General features: G+C 67.7%; 16 protein-coding genes and 1 pseudogene. 9 read left to right on the top strand and 8 right to left on the bottom strand.

The features are described from left to right. Window positions 1–175: 175 nt before the first annotated feature. Window positions 176–1,480, bottom strand: a complete 1,305-nt coding sequence (locus QRX50_RS36250) for a diacylglycerol/lipid kinase family protein (protein ID WP_285967589.1) — start codon at window positions 1,478–1,480, stop codon at window positions 176–178. 154 nt (window positions 1,481–1,634) lie between these two features. Here QRX50_RS36250 and QRX50_RS36245 point away from each other — a divergent pair, with 154 nt between their 5' ends. Continuing rightward, entirely contained in the window at window positions 1,635–2,147 is a 513-nt protein-coding gene (locus tag QRX50_RS36245; RefSeq protein WP_285967588.1) for a hypothetical protein, read from the top strand. Window positions 2,148–2,258: 111 nt separating this feature from the next. Continuing rightward, window positions 2,259–3,560 carry an AI-2E family transporter gene (locus QRX50_RS36240; protein ID WP_285967587.1) on the top strand — a complete coding sequence of 434 codons (1,302 nt, stop codon included), beginning with the start codon at window positions 2,259–2,261 and terminating at the stop codon, window positions 3,558–3,560. A 704-nt stretch (window positions 3,561–4,264) separates the two neighbouring features. Here QRX50_RS36240 and QRX50_RS36235 read toward each other — a convergent pair. Beyond that, the gene (locus QRX50_RS36235; RefSeq protein WP_285967586.1) at window positions 4,265–4,576 is read right to left on the bottom strand and encodes a hypothetical protein; all 312 of its coding nucleotides are present in this window, start codon (window positions 4,574–4,576) and stop codon (window positions 4,265–4,267) included. 396 nt (window positions 4,577–4,972) lie between these two features. Here QRX50_RS36235 and QRX50_RS36230 point away from each other — a divergent pair, with 396 nt between their 5' ends. Then, window positions 4,973–5,698: a hypothetical protein gene (locus QRX50_RS36230; RefSeq protein WP_285967585.1), complete on the top strand. Its 726-nt coding sequence runs from the start codon at window positions 4,973–4,975 to the stop codon at window positions 5,696–5,698. Here the strand turns inward: QRX50_RS36230 and QRX50_RS36225 are convergent. Continuing rightward, the gene (locus tag QRX50_RS36225) at window positions 5,679–6,680 is read right to left on the bottom strand and encodes an IS481 family transposase (RefSeq protein ID WP_285967584.1); all 1,002 of its coding nucleotides are present in this window, start codon (window positions 6,678–6,680) and stop codon (window positions 5,679–5,681) included. The two genes, QRX50_RS36230 and QRX50_RS36225, sit on opposite strands and share 20 nt — an antisense overlap. A 270-nt stretch (window positions 6,681–6,950) precedes the next feature. Between QRX50_RS36225 and QRX50_RS36220 the strand changes: the two genes are divergently transcribed. Continuing rightward, on the top strand, window positions 6,951–7,499 hold the full coding sequence (locus tag QRX50_RS36220) for a cupin domain-containing protein (RefSeq protein ID WP_285967583.1): 549 nt from the start codon (window positions 6,951–6,953) through the stop codon (window positions 7,497–7,499). A gap of 160 nt (window positions 7,500–7,659) precedes the next feature. On the opposite strand, the gene QRX50_RS36215 is transcribed toward QRX50_RS36220, so the two are convergent. From QRX50_RS36215 to QRX50_RS36200, 4 genes are all read right to left on the bottom strand, one after another. Continuing rightward, window positions 7,660–7,845: a hypothetical protein gene (locus QRX50_RS36215; protein WP_285967582.1), complete on the bottom strand. Its 186-nt coding sequence runs from the start codon at window positions 7,843–7,845 to the stop codon at window positions 7,660–7,662. A gap of 575 nt (window positions 7,846–8,420) precedes the next feature. Further along, on the bottom strand, window positions 8,421–8,858 hold the full coding sequence (locus QRX50_RS36210; RefSeq protein WP_285967581.1) for a nitroreductase family protein: 438 nt from the start codon (window positions 8,856–8,858) through the stop codon (window positions 8,421–8,423). Window positions 8,859–9,024: 166 nt separating this feature from the next. Beyond that, window positions 9,025–9,591, bottom strand: coding sequence for a hypothetical protein (locus QRX50_RS36205; protein ID WP_285967580.1), 567 nt, complete (start codon window positions 9,589–9,591; stop codon window positions 9,025–9,027). Beyond that, window positions 9,588–9,944, bottom strand: coding sequence for a saccharopine dehydrogenase family protein (locus QRX50_RS36200; RefSeq protein WP_285967579.1), 357 nt, complete (start codon window positions 9,942–9,944; stop codon window positions 9,588–9,590). Before QRX50_RS36200 ends, QRX50_RS36205 begins: the two co-directional genes overlap by 4 nt. 392 nt (window positions 9,945–10,336) lie before the next feature. On the opposite strand from QRX50_RS36200, the gene QRX50_RS36195 reads away from it, so the two are divergent. The 5 genes and pseudogenes from QRX50_RS36195 to QRX50_RS36175 all read left to right on the top strand — a co-directional run. Next, window positions 10,337–10,825 (top strand): nitroreductase/quinone reductase family protein, encoded by a 489-nt coding sequence (locus QRX50_RS36195; RefSeq protein WP_285967578.1) that lies wholly within the window; start codon window positions 10,337–10,339, stop codon window positions 10,823–10,825. A 358-nt stretch (window positions 10,826–11,183) separates the two neighbouring features. After that, entirely contained in the window at window positions 11,184–11,594 is a 411-nt protein-coding gene (locus QRX50_RS36190) for a cupin domain-containing protein (protein ID WP_285967577.1), read from the top strand. Window positions 11,595–12,090: 496 nt separating this feature from the next. Continuing rightward, window positions 12,091–13,038 carry an alpha/beta hydrolase gene (locus tag QRX50_RS36185; RefSeq protein ID WP_285967576.1) on the top strand — a complete coding sequence of 316 codons (948 nt, stop codon included), beginning with the start codon at window positions 12,091–12,093 and terminating at the stop codon, window positions 13,036–13,038. Between the two features lie 47 nt (window positions 13,039–13,085). Further along, complete coding sequence (locus QRX50_RS36180; RefSeq protein WP_285967575.1) at window positions 13,086–13,520, top strand: DsrE family protein; 435 nt, start codon at window positions 13,086–13,088, stop codon at window positions 13,518–13,520. A 242-nt stretch (window positions 13,521–13,762) separates the two neighbouring features. Next, window positions 13,763–13,957 (top strand): annotated as a pseudogene (locus QRX50_RS36175) (MerR family transcriptional regulator); the annotation flags it as partial. A gap of 110 nt (window positions 13,958–14,067) precedes the next feature. Here QRX50_RS36175 and QRX50_RS36170 read toward each other — a convergent pair. Then, window positions 14,068–14,376 carry a MerR family transcriptional regulator gene (locus QRX50_RS36170; RefSeq protein WP_285967574.1) on the bottom strand — a complete coding sequence of 103 codons (309 nt, stop codon included), beginning with the start codon at window positions 14,374–14,376 and terminating at the stop codon, window positions 14,068–14,070. Between the last annotated feature and the right edge of the window lie 331 nt (window positions 14,377–14,707).

Here is a 14,707-nt window from a genome sequence, read left to right as displayed (position 1 = left end):
TCCGGTCCGGGAGGCGGTTGCCCGCACAAGGCACCCACCACCGGGCCGGATCCGGGTGCCGACCTGTGCCGTCTTTCGACGGTGCCGGTGCTGCCGGAGGCTCGGTGGTGGCGGAGTCCGAACAGCTTCCGCGACGAGCGGGACCCGGGGCCGGTCATCCGGCCGTTGGCCGCGGCTAGCCACGGCCGACTGCCAGCCGGCGCAGCCGCACCCAGTCGATCGCCGGTGTCGGCGGAGGTACCCCGGGACGGTTCCGCGGCACGCGTACTCGTAGTGCCTTCGGCCGCGTGGTGCAGCGCACCGGCGTGGGTAGCATGAGCGCCTCGCCGTCGACTCCGACCGCGATCTCGGCCTCGTCCGCTTCGACGACCACTTCGTCGGCGGTGAGGAGGGCCAGGCCGCGCCGGTGGTTGCGACGCAGCAGACCGACCGCCTGCCCGGCTGTGGCGACCGAGACCACGATGATGCCGAGTACGCCGTAGTCGAGCCGGGCCCGGCGCCCGAGACCGGCGACATCACCGGTCTCGTAGGGTCCGCTGCTCACCAGCATCGCCTGCGGCCCGTCGACCGTGTCGCCGGCCGCGTGGACCACCAGCCGCGGGCCGCGGTGCCCGGCGATCAGATCGGGAAGCATCTTCAGCGTCGTGCCGGCCTTGTCGTTCCGGTACGCCGGGCTCTGCACGATCTCCGCGTACGCCCCGAACGAGGCGTTGTTCACGAAGGTGCGACCGCTGATCACTCCCAGGTCAACTCGCAGCTCTAGCCCGTCGGTCAGGCCGGCCAAGCATTTGGCCGGGTCGTCTCGATCGAGCCCGAGGTCCAGCGCGAAGTGGTTGCGGGTGCCCGCGCTGATGACCAGAAACGGGAGGTCGTGCTCGGCCGCGATACCAGCGACGAGCGCCTGGGTGCCGTCCCCTCCGGCGACGCCGAGCAGGTCCGCGCCGCGGGCCACTGCGTCCCGGGCGAGGGCGGCGACGTCGACGATGTCCGGCCCGTCCAGGAGCGCGACCTCGGCACCCATGGCCGTGGCCTTTTCCTTGAGCCCGAACTTTGTCACCTTGCCTCCGCCTGACCTCGGGTTCATCAGGAGGAACGGATGCTTCACCGGGAGGGCTGGATAGGTGGGCATACCGTGGCCCCCGGCGTTGACGCTCAGCGCCGCTCGGCCGGCGATGGCCGCGAGCGCGGCAAGAGCGAGCGACAACAGGGCGACCCACAGCAGCTGCGCCCCGATGTAGAGCACCAGCACGGCGATCGGCGCGGCGACGGCCACCACCGCAGCGGCCCACCTGACCACCCCCCGCTTCGCCAGGAACCAGTACACCGCCGCCACGAAGACACAGACGCCGACGACGCCGACGATCAACATCGACAGGCTCCGCAGCCCGGCGAATCCCACCAGCACGGCCACCGCGGCGAAGGCGGCGCCGAACGCGGACCGGGCCAGCCACACCTGCGCCCAGGTGGGGCGCACATCCATCCCCGTTTGCACCCCGGCGTTGCTCGACGGCGCCTGCGGCATCCCTCCCGCCGCAACCGTCGGATCGTTTGAGTCCTCCCCGAGGGCGCCGCTCATGCGCCAATCCTGAGCGGCGTCGCATGGGGCGACATCACCCGCTGCAGATGGTCCCGGCGTGCCCGGAAAACTCAGTGACGATCAAATCGAAGAGCTGGTCGCCGGCTATCGGTCCGGCTCGACATTGTTCGGCATGGATCGGCGAACAGTCAGCAACGTTCGTTGTCGGCATCACGTGCCGACGCGCCGCCGCGGCCTCTCGCCAGAGCAGGCCGATGACGCCATCGACTCCTACAACCTCGGCTGGTCGCTAGCGCGTGTCGGCGAACGCGTTGCGTCGACCACGTCACCGTTGGCGATCACGGTCTGCGGACTGAAGCTCCTGGTAATCCGCCTCCGGGGAGCCGCCCTCAGCGCGTATGCACGGCTCGCGCATCTCTACGCGTCGCCGGGCGACGACCAGGACGAGGAGGGCACACATCGGAGTCTGCTGCTCGTCGTCATCGGGTACGTGATCGCGATCCTGATCGGCCTCTTCGTGCCGATCGCCGCGGTGGCGTTGTACTTCGGCATCGTGGTGTACCTGATCGTGTCCCTCCACCAGATCGCACGAGCAGTGTTCCGGCGCTGATGGCTGCGCCCGCCACATGTCGGCTGCGTCAAGCCAGCACATCGCGCCGACTGCGTCGGCTCATCAGTTGCGGACGAGGCTGGTGGGGATCTGGACGGCCAGGCTGACGACATGTCTGATCCGGGCACTGCTGCTGCACCGCGCTCGCAAATGCCGCGTGGCCTGATCGTGTTGCTCGCCGCGACCGGGCTTCTGGTCACTTCTCTGGCGTTTCGGCAGTTCACCGCCATCATCGGACCCATCCTGCTCGCGCTGATCCTCGTCATCGGTGTGCATCCGTTGACCGGTTTCCTGCGCCGGCGAGGTTGGCCGACATGGCTGGCGGTGACCGGCACGCTGATCACGCTGATCGTGGTGATTCTGGGTCTCGCGGCGTCGATGGCGTTGGCGGTCGGCCAGCTGGCTACCCTTCTTCCGACCTATGCGGACAGTTTCACCGCACTCGTCAACGATCTCCGCGCCTGGCTCGGCACGCTCGGGGTGGGTCAGGACCAGATCCAGAACGCGCTCGGGAAGATCGACTTCGCGAACGTGGTCGCGCTGACAGCCGACCTGCTGGTGGGCCTGGCCAGCACCTTCTCGAACCTCCTGTTCCTGATCTTCGTGGCGGCGTTCATGACCCTCGACGCGCTCGGGTTCGCGAGCCGCGTGAACCGGGTCCGGCGGCAGCAACCGGAGGTCATTGGCTCGCTGGACACGTTCGTCAGCGGCACCCGCAGCTACCTGCTCGTCTCGACGCTGTTCGGGCTGATAGTGGCGGCGGTCGACATCGGCTTCCTCTGGCTGGTCGGGGTGCCGCTGGCGCTGCTGTGGGGACTGCTCGCCTTCGTCACCAACTACATCCCCAACATCGGTTTCCTCATCGGACTGATACCGCCGGCGCTGCTGGCCCTGCTCGACAGCGGGCCGCAACTCATGATCATCGTGATCGTGGCGTACTCGGTGATCAACTTTGTCATCCAATCACTCATCCAGCCGAAGATCATGTCCGACACCGTCAATCTCTCACTGACGCTGACGCTCCTCTCCGTGGTCTTCTGGACCTTCGTGGTCGGCCCGATCGGGGCGATCCTGGCCATACCGTTGACGCTGCTGACCAAGGCGCTGCTGCTGGACATGGACCCGAAAACCAGATGGATATCCAGCTTGCTCGAAGGCGGGCCCGCGCCGCCTGAGGACGAGGACGCCGACGAAGCCGCAGAGGCGGCCGAGGGCGCCGATGAAACGTCCGAGTCGCCCTCGCGGCGCGTCGCATCGACAACGGAGAGGCAGGAATCCCATTCCGCCGACGGTGAAGCGAGACCCGACAAGCCTGCTTCGACGCGCGACCAATCGCGCGCGCCGTCGCCAGACAAAGGAGAAGCGCATCGCATCCGACAACAGCCGCTGCGACGGACGCGACCGGCGGACTAGCGGTCAGCCAAGTTGTTGTCCCGCCGCGACTGCACTCCTGGCTGACCGCTTTACTGAGATCGTGCTGGCCGGCGCGCAGCTAGGCGACGTCGTACTCGACGGCGAGATCGTCGCTCTGCGGGAGGGCCGGCTGGACTTCGGCTCGCTGGCCTCGCGCCCGGCACGCGGGAGAAGCTCGGGGTGAGCATCTACTTAACCGGAGAACGCACGGGTTCCTGAGCAGGCTCTGGACAGCCCATGGGTGCAAGTCGGCAGGTCGAGAGGCAGTCGTGTGGCGACGCTCGATCGAGTGGGATTCCTGTGATCGTTAGCAGATTCTGCGAGTGAGACCGGTAATTTGCGTGCCTGTGGCGGAATCCGATACTCGTCCTTCGTCGCTCGCTGCCGTGGATGTGCAGTCGGAGACGACACCGGACGTCCCCGGAGCGGGCCTGGCCGACGTGTTCACGCTGCATCGGCGCCGTTCCGCCGCGTCCGCTCCGGACGACGAGCACGCGTTCTACCTGGACACTTTGGCTGAGTACCAGTGGGCCTGTGATGCGGCTGGCCTGGTGGCTTCGACGATCGACCAGCTGGTGAAGCCCGTGCTCGAGTTGTGTGATCACTACGAGACGGTGCCGTGGCGGCTGCAGTCGCGGCGGGGCAACAACCTGGTCGTCTCTGGATGTCCGCACGACGATCGTCGTCGCTCAGGGGCGACCGTTCTACCGTTCATGCAGTCGCTGACGCCACCACGCAGCCGCATGCCAGGGGCTGATCGAACTCGCCTTCGGGTCGGGCAGGGTCCTTCGCCTGAACTCGTCATCGAGAGGAGCAAGGACCCGACGCAGGTCGGCGCGGGCGTCGTGCGGCAACGCCCGCACGGCGGCTTCCAGTTCGTCGCGGGCATCGACCGGATCACAGCACGGGCAGTCGGGCCAGGGAACATACGACCAGCGGCCAGGTTGACGCAGGAAGCGTCGATACCGGTCAAACGCTTTGACAAAGTACCCGGCCCACAGGTCGCGATTCTCCACGATCTCGACGGCGATCTGCGTTCTCCGGCTGACACCAGGAATCTGTGTCGCCGATCGGCGGTCGCGGGCCCCTGGTCCATCGGCGCGGACAGCGCCCGGCTTCCTACGAGGCATTGGCCCTTCGGGTGGACATCATGTCAACAGGGTGCCACACCTGTCCGCTGTTCACGACCGTGGCGCCGCCGAACCCCACCGCGGCCCTGGCTGTACAGCTCGACCCGGCGACGGGTTCCCGCGTGATCACGTCCCAGATTCCACGAACCCGTGCACTTTGGTGTTCGACGTCCTCGCCGTGGACTCGGAGGATGTGCGCTCGCGCCCGTACCGCGAGCGCCGTGCGCGGCTCGAGCGGTTGCTCGATGGCGTCGCGCCGCCGATGCAGGCGCGGCCGATGTCGTGCAAACGTCATCAACCAACACCCAGCTCAACACCTTCGTCACGTGGGTCAATGCCTACTGTGCCCGGCACCGGCCACAGCAACGTCATCGCGAACGCAGACGGCTACGCAGCGGCCAATTCCGACGCACCCTCGCCTGGTTCATCGCCCGCCGTCTGGGCGGGTCGATCGCCGGGGCCATCCAGTACAAACATCACGGCATCCAGATGGTCGAGGGCTACGCCGGCATCTCACGCGCCGGGTTCCGCGCCGAGGTCGAAAGCGAACAAGCCCTCCTGCGCGGAGAACAGCTGACCGACATCGCCACCACCTACCGCCACGACCTGGCCAGCCCCGCAGCCGACGAAGTCCGCCGGCGCCTCGACGTCCTCGCCACTGCCCCGGACTTTCCCGGGCTCGTGCCGGCCGATACCGCCCGAACTCGACGGTTCCTCATCCGCTACGAGCCCGACATCTACCCCGGGACGCACGCGACCTGCGTGTCCACCGCGGCAACCGCGCGCTGCCTCCCGCCGCCGGGAGCCGCCACCCCCACCGCGCCGGCTATCGAGCGCTGCCACCCGCTCGAATGCGGCAACGTCCCCGGACAACATCGCCGCGCTGCGCCACGAGCACCTTCGGCTCCGCGGCTCCTCACGCAAACGCCACCGGAGCCACGTGACCCGCCACGTCGAACTGCCCTCGCTCGACGACGTCCACGACGCGCTAGCTGTATGAGGCCATGACGTTGGTGACGCCGGTGTCGAGCCGGGTGGCTGGTGGCTGGTCTCCGGCGGCAGTGTGTGGTCGATGGTAGTTGTAGTGGATGTTCCAGACTGCCAGCGCTGTGGTGCGGTGGTGTTCGCTGGTCCAGGCGTGGGCGTAGAGGAATTCTTCGGCGAGGATGCGGTTGTAGCGTTCGATTTTGCCGTTGTGGCGTGGGGTGTAGGGCGTGATCCGTTGGTGGCGGGCGCCGCGTAGGACGGTGGCGAAGTCGTGGGCGCGGTAGCAGGCGCCGTTGTCGGTGACCAGGCGGTGGATGTGGTTAATGCCGTGGCGGGCGAAGAACGCGCGGGCGCGGTGGGTGAATCCGATCGCGGTGCGGGCTTTCTCGTTGGGGAGGGCTTCGGTGTAGGCCAGGTGGGAGTAGCCGTCGATCGCGGAGTGCAGGTAGGTGTAGCGGGCCCGGGTGCCGCGGGTCTTGCCGCGGGCGACCTGCCGGGCGTGTTCGCTGTTTTTGTCGTGGATGCGCCAGCCACCACCGTGGGGGATCTCGCCGGTTTTCTTCACGTCCAGGTGGACCATGTGCCCGGGCCAGCGGGCGAGGATCCGGCGTGGCTGGCGGTTGCTGGCGCCGGTGGGGTCGAGGGACCGGCGCCGGTTGAGGCCCAGCGCAAGCAGGTGCCGCCCGACGGTGCGGACCGAGATCGTGATGCCTTCGGCGGTCAGTTCGGTGGCGATCCGGCGGGCTGAATACTTCCGGTGCCGGCGCAGCTGCTCGATCCGGGCCACCACCTGCGCGGGGGTGGCGGTGGGCTGGTGGTGCGGGACGCTCGGGCGGTCGAGCAGCCCTGCCTCGCCGTGGCGGCGCCAGCGGTTGACCCACTTGCTGGCGCATTGCCGGGAGATGCCCATCTCGGCGGCGACGTGAGCGATCGGACGGGTCTGGCACCGCTGCACGAGCCGGCGACGGCCCTCGAGCGACAGCGGGGCATTACGGTGGTGCATGGACGGGTCTTTCTGCTCGACGGACGAGTGGGTCGCACTTCTCATCCTGCCGCCGAAAGACCCGTCCCCATCCTCAGGCCCCGTCAGCCGACACCAACGTCACGACCCCCAACACCTAGACGACCAGGTCCGCCTTGGTGGCCGCGCTGGGCGCGGTCTCCGTCGCGATGGTCGGCGCGGGCCGTGCCGGTTACCCTGGGGGAGGCTACCGCGCCTCGTCCGCAACGGAGCGGGGAGCGGAACACCTGACACACAACGGAGGAAGGCTCCGTGTCCGGAGAGAACCGCACGAAGGTCGTGGTGGTGCAGCCCGGTGATGAATCGGACACCGCGGTGCTGCCCGGCTTCGGTGCCGTGTTCAAACTGACGCACCAGAACAACGGGGGAGAGGTGTCGATCCTAGAGCACCCGTTCGCGGTCGGCGCCATCACCGCGCCCCACCGCCACACTCGCGAGGACGAGCACTCCCTCGTGCTGACCGGCGAGATCGGCTTCCGCTCCGACGACTCAGAAGTCGTGCTCGGCCCGGGCGGCTACATCACCAAACCGCGCGGAGAGATGCACGCCATGTGGAACGCCGGCCAGACGCCGGGCCGCATCGTCGAGGTCATCACCCCCGGCGGCTTCGAGAACTACTTCCGCGAACTCAGCGACCTCCTCACCGCCCACGCCGCCGGTGAACTCGTCGGCGACGTCGAGAACCTCCACGAAACCGACGAATTCGCCCGCCTCGCCGTGAAGTACGGCCTGACCTACAGCACCCCCGACTGGCTCGACGACGTGGTCCACCGCTACGGCCTCAACCACCCGACGCACTGAGCCGCCGCGCGGGAACTCGACCAGGGGAGTGCTCGCCGGACGGGCCACCGCGGTCCAGCCGCTGAAGGCCCCGCGGAAGCTGGGGGAAGCAAACGATGCCGGGCATGCTCTCCGACCGACCGCTGGCACAACACCCGGCCGATGACGTGCCGATACCCGGTCAGGTCGGGCGTTGCTGGGCCAGCCGCCACCCGCTGCCCGAGCACTCCTTCGGCAGCGGCGGCAGGACATGGCCCGCGACGTCGGTGCTGTAGCGGTGCCCGCAGCCGGTGTCACACTCGTAAAACCCGCTAACCGGGGCCTTCTGGCCCGGTGAGAAAGTGGCGTTGTCGCCAATCGTGCCCATGTGCCAGGCCTACCCCGCTCCCTCGCGACCCACACGCCCAGCCGGTCAGGCAATCGCAGGCGCCCAACTCGACGAGGGCCACACGCTCGCGCGACACCACGGGGTGGGTGGGGACAACATTCCCGTTCGACGAACCTGGTGCGAGGAGATTTGTCCGGCGAAGTCGGTCCGATCGGTGATCACGAGCAACGTCGAGCGCGGCATGCGACGTTGACATGTCTGGCGACCCGCAGCGACGGGGAGTGGCCTTGTCCGCTTCGGGTCGCTGACGGTTCAGAGGTGGAGTAGGCCGTCCTGGAGCGCGTGAGCAGCTCCAGGTCTTTCTCGGTCTTCGCCGGCTGGGCTTTCACCCCTTCGGCTTGCCGGGCCAAAGAGGTTCGGGAACGGACACCCCGAAGTCCCGTCCCCACCGGTTGCGGCTGCTCCCTCGTGCACCGGCCGACGGTTCGCGGCCACTCCCCATCTGCCGCGAGGGTAGCCGAGCGCGAGCATGGCCGTCATCTCCCAGCCTTCGCCTTCGGGCACACCGAGCAGCTTCATCACGGTGTCGGCCTCGTAACGCAGCATCGTGGTGATCACGCCGCCACGCCTTCGACGCGGGCGGCGAGCAGAGTGCTCCAGATGGCGGGGTAGATGTTCGCGCCGCCGTGGTCGTCGATGGCGAACACGAACAGCAGCAGCGGGATCTCGGTGAAGTGCTTGACCAGGAAGTCGGCAGACTTCGTGGTCTGCCGCATCGTCGCGGCGTGGCCTTCGGGATTCTCGAGCGGCACGGCGAACGTGCCGGCGGCCATGTCCTCGTACTCTTTCTGCCGACAGCGGCGGTAGATCGGGGCGAGTTCGGCGTTGGTGTCCGGATTGTCCACTGTCAGGAAGTGCCAGCGCTGGGTGTTGCCTCCGTTGGGCGCCCGGATCGCGGCGTCGAGGATGCGGGCCTGGACCTCCAGCGGGATTGCGTCCGGGTGCATGCGCCGCATCATCCGCGTGGTGTACAGGGCTTCGCGGACATCCATTGCCGACGCTCCTCGCGGCTCGCGGCCGACGTGAACGCCCTGCCGATGCGCAGGCGGGGTGACCCGCCGAAAACCGGCCCGTTCCGGTCCCGCGCCGATTATGCTCCGGTCCCCGCGGTGCGGCCTACGGTCGTTGAAGAAGCTACCCAGCCAGTACGGCTGAGGGCTACTGGCGCGCCAGCCCCGCCTCGGCGGCTCCGGTCGGGAGCGGGTCAAGGCCGAAGCCCTCGATCGGGCCGAGGGCGCCGGTGTCCTGCAGCGCGCCGGCGGCGGCCTGCTGGCCGCCCCAGGAGAGCATCCCGGCGGTGAAGTCGTAGACGTTGACACCGGCGAGGCGGGCTTGTAAGGGCTTGCTGCCGGTGCCGTCGTAGGCCGCGGCTACGACGAGGGAATCGGACTTGGCCCGAGTGTCCGCATCGGGAGCGCCGGGGGAGCCCTTGACGATGCGGGTCACCGCCGCTCTTGTCGCTGAGCGCGCTCCGGGGATCTGCATGAGCACGGATTTGAGCGCCGACAACACCTCAAGCGGACGGGACGCCGCGCCGAACGTGCCGAGGTAGACACCCACGTCGCGTAGGCCGGGGTGAATGCGGGGCAGAGCGAAGTGTTCCGAACTCGAGATCGACAGCGCGGGCTTGGCCGAACTGTGCACCCGGAAGCTGCGAACCCGGGCTCCCTGACGCTCGGCGACGATGCGCCCGCCGCGCCAGGCGAAGCCCGGGTCGAGGATCACGCCCGCGGCCGATGCCCGTGTTCCGCCGCTGACGGTGAACTTTCCGGGTGTGAAGTAGGCGATGTCCACGCGGTGGCGGCGTCGCGCAGCGCGAGTGCGCCGGCGAGGTTGCCCGGCACGTGGTCATAGCCGAAGGCGGTCAGCAGCGCGCAACCTGCAGCGCGCGCGCCTGGCCCGTAGTGCTCGAAGATCTGGCGGATGAACTGGCTCTCGCCGGTCGAGTCGAGGTAGTGCGCGCCCGCGGTGATCGCTGCTCGAACCGCTGGTTCGCCATACAGTGAAGGGCCCGACGGTGGAGACCAGCACGTCGCCGCGCTCCACGAGGGCACGGACAGTGTCGGACCGTCCGCCATCGGCGACCGCCGTGTCGAGGCCACCGAGCTGCGCCGCCAACGGCTCGAGGCGATGCGCATTGTGGGCCGCCAGCACTGGCCGTCCCCCGGCCCGTGAGGACGCGCGCCGTGAGTTCGCCCATGTAGCCGGTGGCACCGAAGAGCACGATGCGCCCTGGCATAGGCGTCACATTATCTGCGCGTCACCTCGGGCGCTACGGCTCATCCCGCTCCTGCGCAAGGGACGGTCGGCCGGGAGACAGACGGTGGGCAAGTGGCGCTACAGGCTCGAACTGCGACGGCGCACGTCCTGCCGCAGCGGCGTGTGTCGGAGCTGTCGCCTGGCGCCCAGTGGCGCCAACGCGGAGGATCCGACCACGACACATGAGCTGGATAACTGGAGAGGACCGAATATGAGGAGGGTCAAGACCGATCAGGCCTCTGGTCGCTGGGACGGTCCCGGGGCGGCCGCCAGGCGCCGGCGCTTTGATCGGCTTCAGCGGTCGGTAATCAACCCGCTCGACAAGCTTGCCTTCGCGCTGCGTATCCCGCCTCCGGGCGACGCCCTGCTGGAGACAATAGGGCGGCGCACTGCGCAACCGCGAATCACACCGGTGTGCGACGGTACCGACGGCGACACCTTCTGGATCATCGCCCAGCACGGACGCAGCGCTGACTACATTCGAAACATAGAGGCCAATCCCCGCGTCCGGGTCAAGGGCAGCTTGTCGCGCACCGGTTGGCGCAGCGGCACCGCGCACATCCTCGACGACGACGATCCTTCGGAGCGGATGCGGATCCTGAGCCGCGGCAACCGCTGGCGCCGCCTCTGCCTCCAGGCCTCGGGAGCGGCCGCGACCAGCCCGCTGAGCGTACGCATCGAACTCGATCCCCGACCTTGAGCCCGCGCCGTACACCAAGTACTTCGCCCACGTCCCACCTCCACCAAGCCGATCTGCGCCACGGCAGAGTCGAGCCCGAACGACGACAGCGTGCCACGCGTCGGCGGATATCGCGGTGTGCCTGCCGATCAAGTGACGATCGCGCACGTTGAAACACTCATCCGGGGCGTCGAGACGGACAAGCGAAACGGCAACCAGATGGTGGTCGACGCGACCGGCTGCACGCCGAGTGCCTGGTCACAGCGCTGGGTGGCATCGCCCCGGTCACCGGCGTGGTGGCTTTTCACTCATCCGGCGACCCGCCCCGTACGCGGGAGGAAATACCGTCCGCCGCGGTCGGCCCACGTAGCATCGGGCGATGTTGTCCACCGGAAACGTCCAAATCTCGGACCTGCTCAACGTCACGCCACCCTGGATCCCTGAAGGTGCGCACGTGATGACGCAGCTCATCGAACTTCCGCCCGCGGATGCGGGACTGCCGCCACACCGCCACTCCGGACCCGTGTTCGGGTACGTGCTGGAGGGCAAGATCCTCTTCGAAGTCGAGGGCGAGGAACCCCGCGAGATCGCCGCCGGCGAGCCGTTGTGGGAACCCGGCGGCGACGTCGTCCACTACCAGATGGCAAACTTGGAACCGGATTCCTGGAGCCGGTTCTTCGCGGTCTGCATCTGCGCCCCGGACGTCGAAATGATCACCCTGCTGGAGCCGGAAGAGATCAAGGCCCGCGATCATCTGCGTCACCCCAGTGCCAGGCAGCACGCGGAGTAACCCCCCTCGGCCCAGCCGGCAATCGCAGCGGCACGGGACGATGCCGTGCAGGTCTCGGAACCCTCGACCTGGACGGTCCACACTTACCCGTTGAACGAGCTGGGTCGCATCACCCTTGCCGCCAACGGTGACAGCCGCACGGTGACGGTCGACGACAACGCAGGCATCTTCGGCGCGGTAACTGACGCCGTCCTCACCACCAAGGACGGGGCCCGCATCGCTCTCAGGAGTTGCCTCGCTGCGGACGATCCAGGGAGGCAGCCGCCTGCAGGTGCGCCGGGATTAACCGGGCACCCGCGGGGGCCGTCCGGTTTCTCGCCGACCGTGACGCCGTCGTCGAGAAACCGGCAGGACCTGGCGAGACGACGTCGTCGCCCGTTGCTGGCGACGCATCATCGCGTTGCCCTTTTGGCGTGCGGGAGACGATTCGCCATGCGGCGCCTCCCAGGGGCCGGCCGGCATTGGCGCACCGAGATCTGATCAAACGAGGTGACTTGTGCTCAAGGAGAAGAACATCCCCGCCCCTGACCTCGAGGAGGCCAGGGCGATCAACAAACGGCTCCGCGCGGAAAAAGTTCCTGACGTGACTACGCCGGCGGGCCGGATCGAGATGCGGACCGATGCGATCGACGCCAGCAAGGCGCCGGAATCGCTCACCCCGCAAGACGTGATCATCCCCGGTCCCGGTCCCGGTGGCGACCTGCGTCTGCATGTCCTCCGCCCGCCGGGTGACGTGCGTGCGGTGATGGTCAATATCCACGGCGGCGGATGGGTCATCGGGCTGCCCGAACAGGACGACCGCATCAACGAATTGACGGTGAACATGTGTGGCGTCGCGACGGTCAGCGTCGACTACCGGCTTGCGCCGGAGAACGCCTATCCCGCACAGCTCGAGGACTGCCTCGCCGCTGTCGAGTGGCTGCTGGAGCACGCCGAGACCGAATTCGGCACCGACCGGCTGGTGATCGCCGGAAGTTCCGCCGGCGGGCACCTCGCCGCGATGACCTTGCTCCACCTGCGCGACGAACTGCGTGCGATCGACCGGGTCGTCGCTGCGAGCCTGGTGTTCGGCGTCTACGACGTGAGCCTGAGCATCGCCGCACGCCTGGCCACGCCGGACACTCCCGTGCTCACGGCACAGTACCTCCAGGGCACCGCCGAGACGGTGTTCCCGATCGGATTGAAATCGTGGCACAGTCCGCGTTTCTCACCCCTGTACGCCGATCTCGCGGGGTTGCCACCCGCCTTGTTCACGGTGGGCAGTCTCGACCCGCTGCTCGACGACTCGCTGTTCATGAGTGAGCGATGGAAGGCGGCCGGCAACGACGCCGAACTCGACATCTGGCCGGAGGCACCGCACAAGTTCTTCGGCAAGGTCCCGCCGGTGGGCAAGCACGCCCAGGCCCGGATCAACTCCTGGCTCAACGCGCGCCTCGACGCGTGACTGAGAGTCAATCCAGCGAACAAAACTGATCTTCTGAAGGAGTGACCGTGTCGGAAAACCCTCTGCACATCGACATCCCGGTGAAGCTGGCCGAGGTCAAGGCTGTGTTCAGTGTGGGATCGCTGGGTTTCGAAGGTGACCTCCCGGCGTCCTTGTTCCACTTGGGGCTCATCACGGGTGACGTGGCCGACTGGGGTGCGAGCTCGGATGTAGTGGTCGTGTTCCACACCAACGCCGGGCACGTCACATTGCACGACGCGGCCTACAACGCCGACCGGAACATCTCGACCGGCAACCCCTACCGGCAACTCGTCGCCGATCTTGTCGCCCGTGGCGTGCGTGTCGAGCTGTGCGGGGCCACCGCGAAGGCGCACCACTGGGGCAACGAGGACCTCCTGCCCGACATCCTGGTGAACACCGACGCCATGGCCAGGACGATCCAGCTCGTCCAAGAGGGATACATCAAGATCACCGAATCCTGAACGACACCCACCCGGCGAATTCGGACGGAAACCGGTCCGTTTTGCCTGCTTTTCTCCTGGAGACGGCAAACAGCCGTTTCCAGGAGTGGGCATGAAAAAGGCCGAGTCTCCCGTAAGGGAGCCCGGCCGCTGGTGGGTCCACTCGATATCATCGATGTGCTGCGGTGCCTCTACGGCCGGTGCGGCCGGTAGGCGTGGGCGCGTTGCTAGATAAGAGTTCGGCGAAGTCGATGAACGCGACGATCGAGGCCTCGAGGTCGCGATCCCGGCGGCTCGGTAGAGGGGCGCTTGTTCGCGCATGGCAGGCCGCGACGATGCTGGGTGTGCAGGAAGCGTTCCTGCGCAGCCTGGACACGGCAGCCCTGGTTCGCCCGCAACGCCCCGATGGCGGGCACCGCCGTTACTCACGCCGCCAGCTCACCCTCGTCGTGCGGCTGGGAACACAGCAGGTGGCGGCACCTGGCCGATAAGCACCAACGAGAATGGGGAGAAGCGACGTCCCGATGAGGGAGCGCTGGCCGAGCCTCTCTACGTGGAGCACGTCGCCTCACCCGCTTGATCTGCAACCCTCGCTGCCGCCACACCGCAGCACTCCACCCCCACCACCGTGCGTGACCGGGGCCGTAACGCAGAGCGTGATCACGACGACCTTGACCGTGTCGGTGCGGGAGTAGCGGCGGTGGCCGCCGGCGGAGCGTTGCGGGGTGATCAGGCCGGCCTCGTCGAGGCTGCGCAGGAAGCCTTGGGTGGTGCCGAGCATGTCGGCGGCCCGGCCCATGGTGTAGCCGGGGTAGTGCTCGTCGTCGAACTTGTCGGCCCCGCTGGGCGTGGCCGGTCCTTCTTGGTCAGGGATCATTCCACCTCCACATCACGAAGGACCCCGGGTGCCGCATGCGGCACCCGGGGTCCTCAAGGGTTTTAGGTTTTCATCATTGCCAACCGACGTGACCGCCGGCGTCCTGCACCCGCGTCCGGCGGAAAGCCGGATCCCGCGGGGATCGCTCATTCGTAACCGAGCACCACCTCCGAACTCGATGGGACTGCGGCACCCGCGCGGCGCTACCTGGCCGCTGCGGGCGATCCAATGATGTTCCCGTTCCCTTCTTTCCTGTGTTTTCCACTTAGACCTGGTCTCAAAACTTAAGGGTGTGTCACTGCGTAACCTGCCGGTCCTGGTCGTCGATCGT

This window comes from Amycolatopsis sp. 2-15, assembly GCF_030285625.1.
GTDB classification, from domain to species: domain Bacteria; phylum Actinomycetota; class Actinomycetes; order Mycobacteriales; family Pseudonocardiaceae; genus Amycolatopsis; species Amycolatopsis carbonis.
The sequence above is the reverse complement of the archived record's forward strand: the minus strand, read 5'-3'. Positions and strand labels throughout refer to the sequence as shown.

Bases quoted from the DNA above. Each gene is read 5' to 3' on its own strand.
- QRX50_RS36250 (WP_285967589.1), bottom strand. From the start codon at position 1,480: ATGGATGTGCGCCCCACCTGGGCGCAGGTGTGGCTGGCCCGGTCCGCG.
- QRX50_RS36240 (WP_285967587.1), top strand. From the start codon at position 2,259: ATGTCTGATCCGGGCACTGCTGCTGCACCGCGCTCGCAAATGCCGCGT.
- QRX50_RS36225 (WP_285967584.1), bottom strand. From the start codon at position 6,680: ATGCACCACCGTAATGCCCCGCTGTCGCTCGAGGGCCGTCGCCGGCTC.
- QRX50_RS36215 (WP_285967582.1), bottom strand. From the start codon at position 7,845: ATGGGCACGATTGGCGACAACGCCACTTTCTCACCGGGCCAGAAGGCC.
- QRX50_RS36210 (WP_285967581.1), bottom strand. From the start codon at position 8,858: ATGGATGTCCGCGAAGCCCTGTACACCACGCGGATGATGCGGCGCATG.
- QRX50_RS36200 (WP_285967579.1), bottom strand. From the start codon at position 9,944: ATGGCGGACGGTCCGACACTGTCCGTGCCCTCGTGGAGCGCGGCGACG.
- QRX50_RS36195 (WP_285967578.1), top strand. From the start codon at position 10,337: ATGAGGAGGGTCAAGACCGATCAGGCCTCTGGTCGCTGGGACGGTCCC.
- QRX50_RS36190 (WP_285967577.1), top strand. From the start codon at position 11,184: ATGTTGTCCACCGGAAACGTCCAAATCTCGGACCTGCTCAACGTCACG.
- QRX50_RS36170 (WP_285967574.1), bottom strand. From the start codon at position 14,376: ATGATCCCTGACCAAGAAGGACCGGCCACGCCCAGCGGGGCCGACAAG.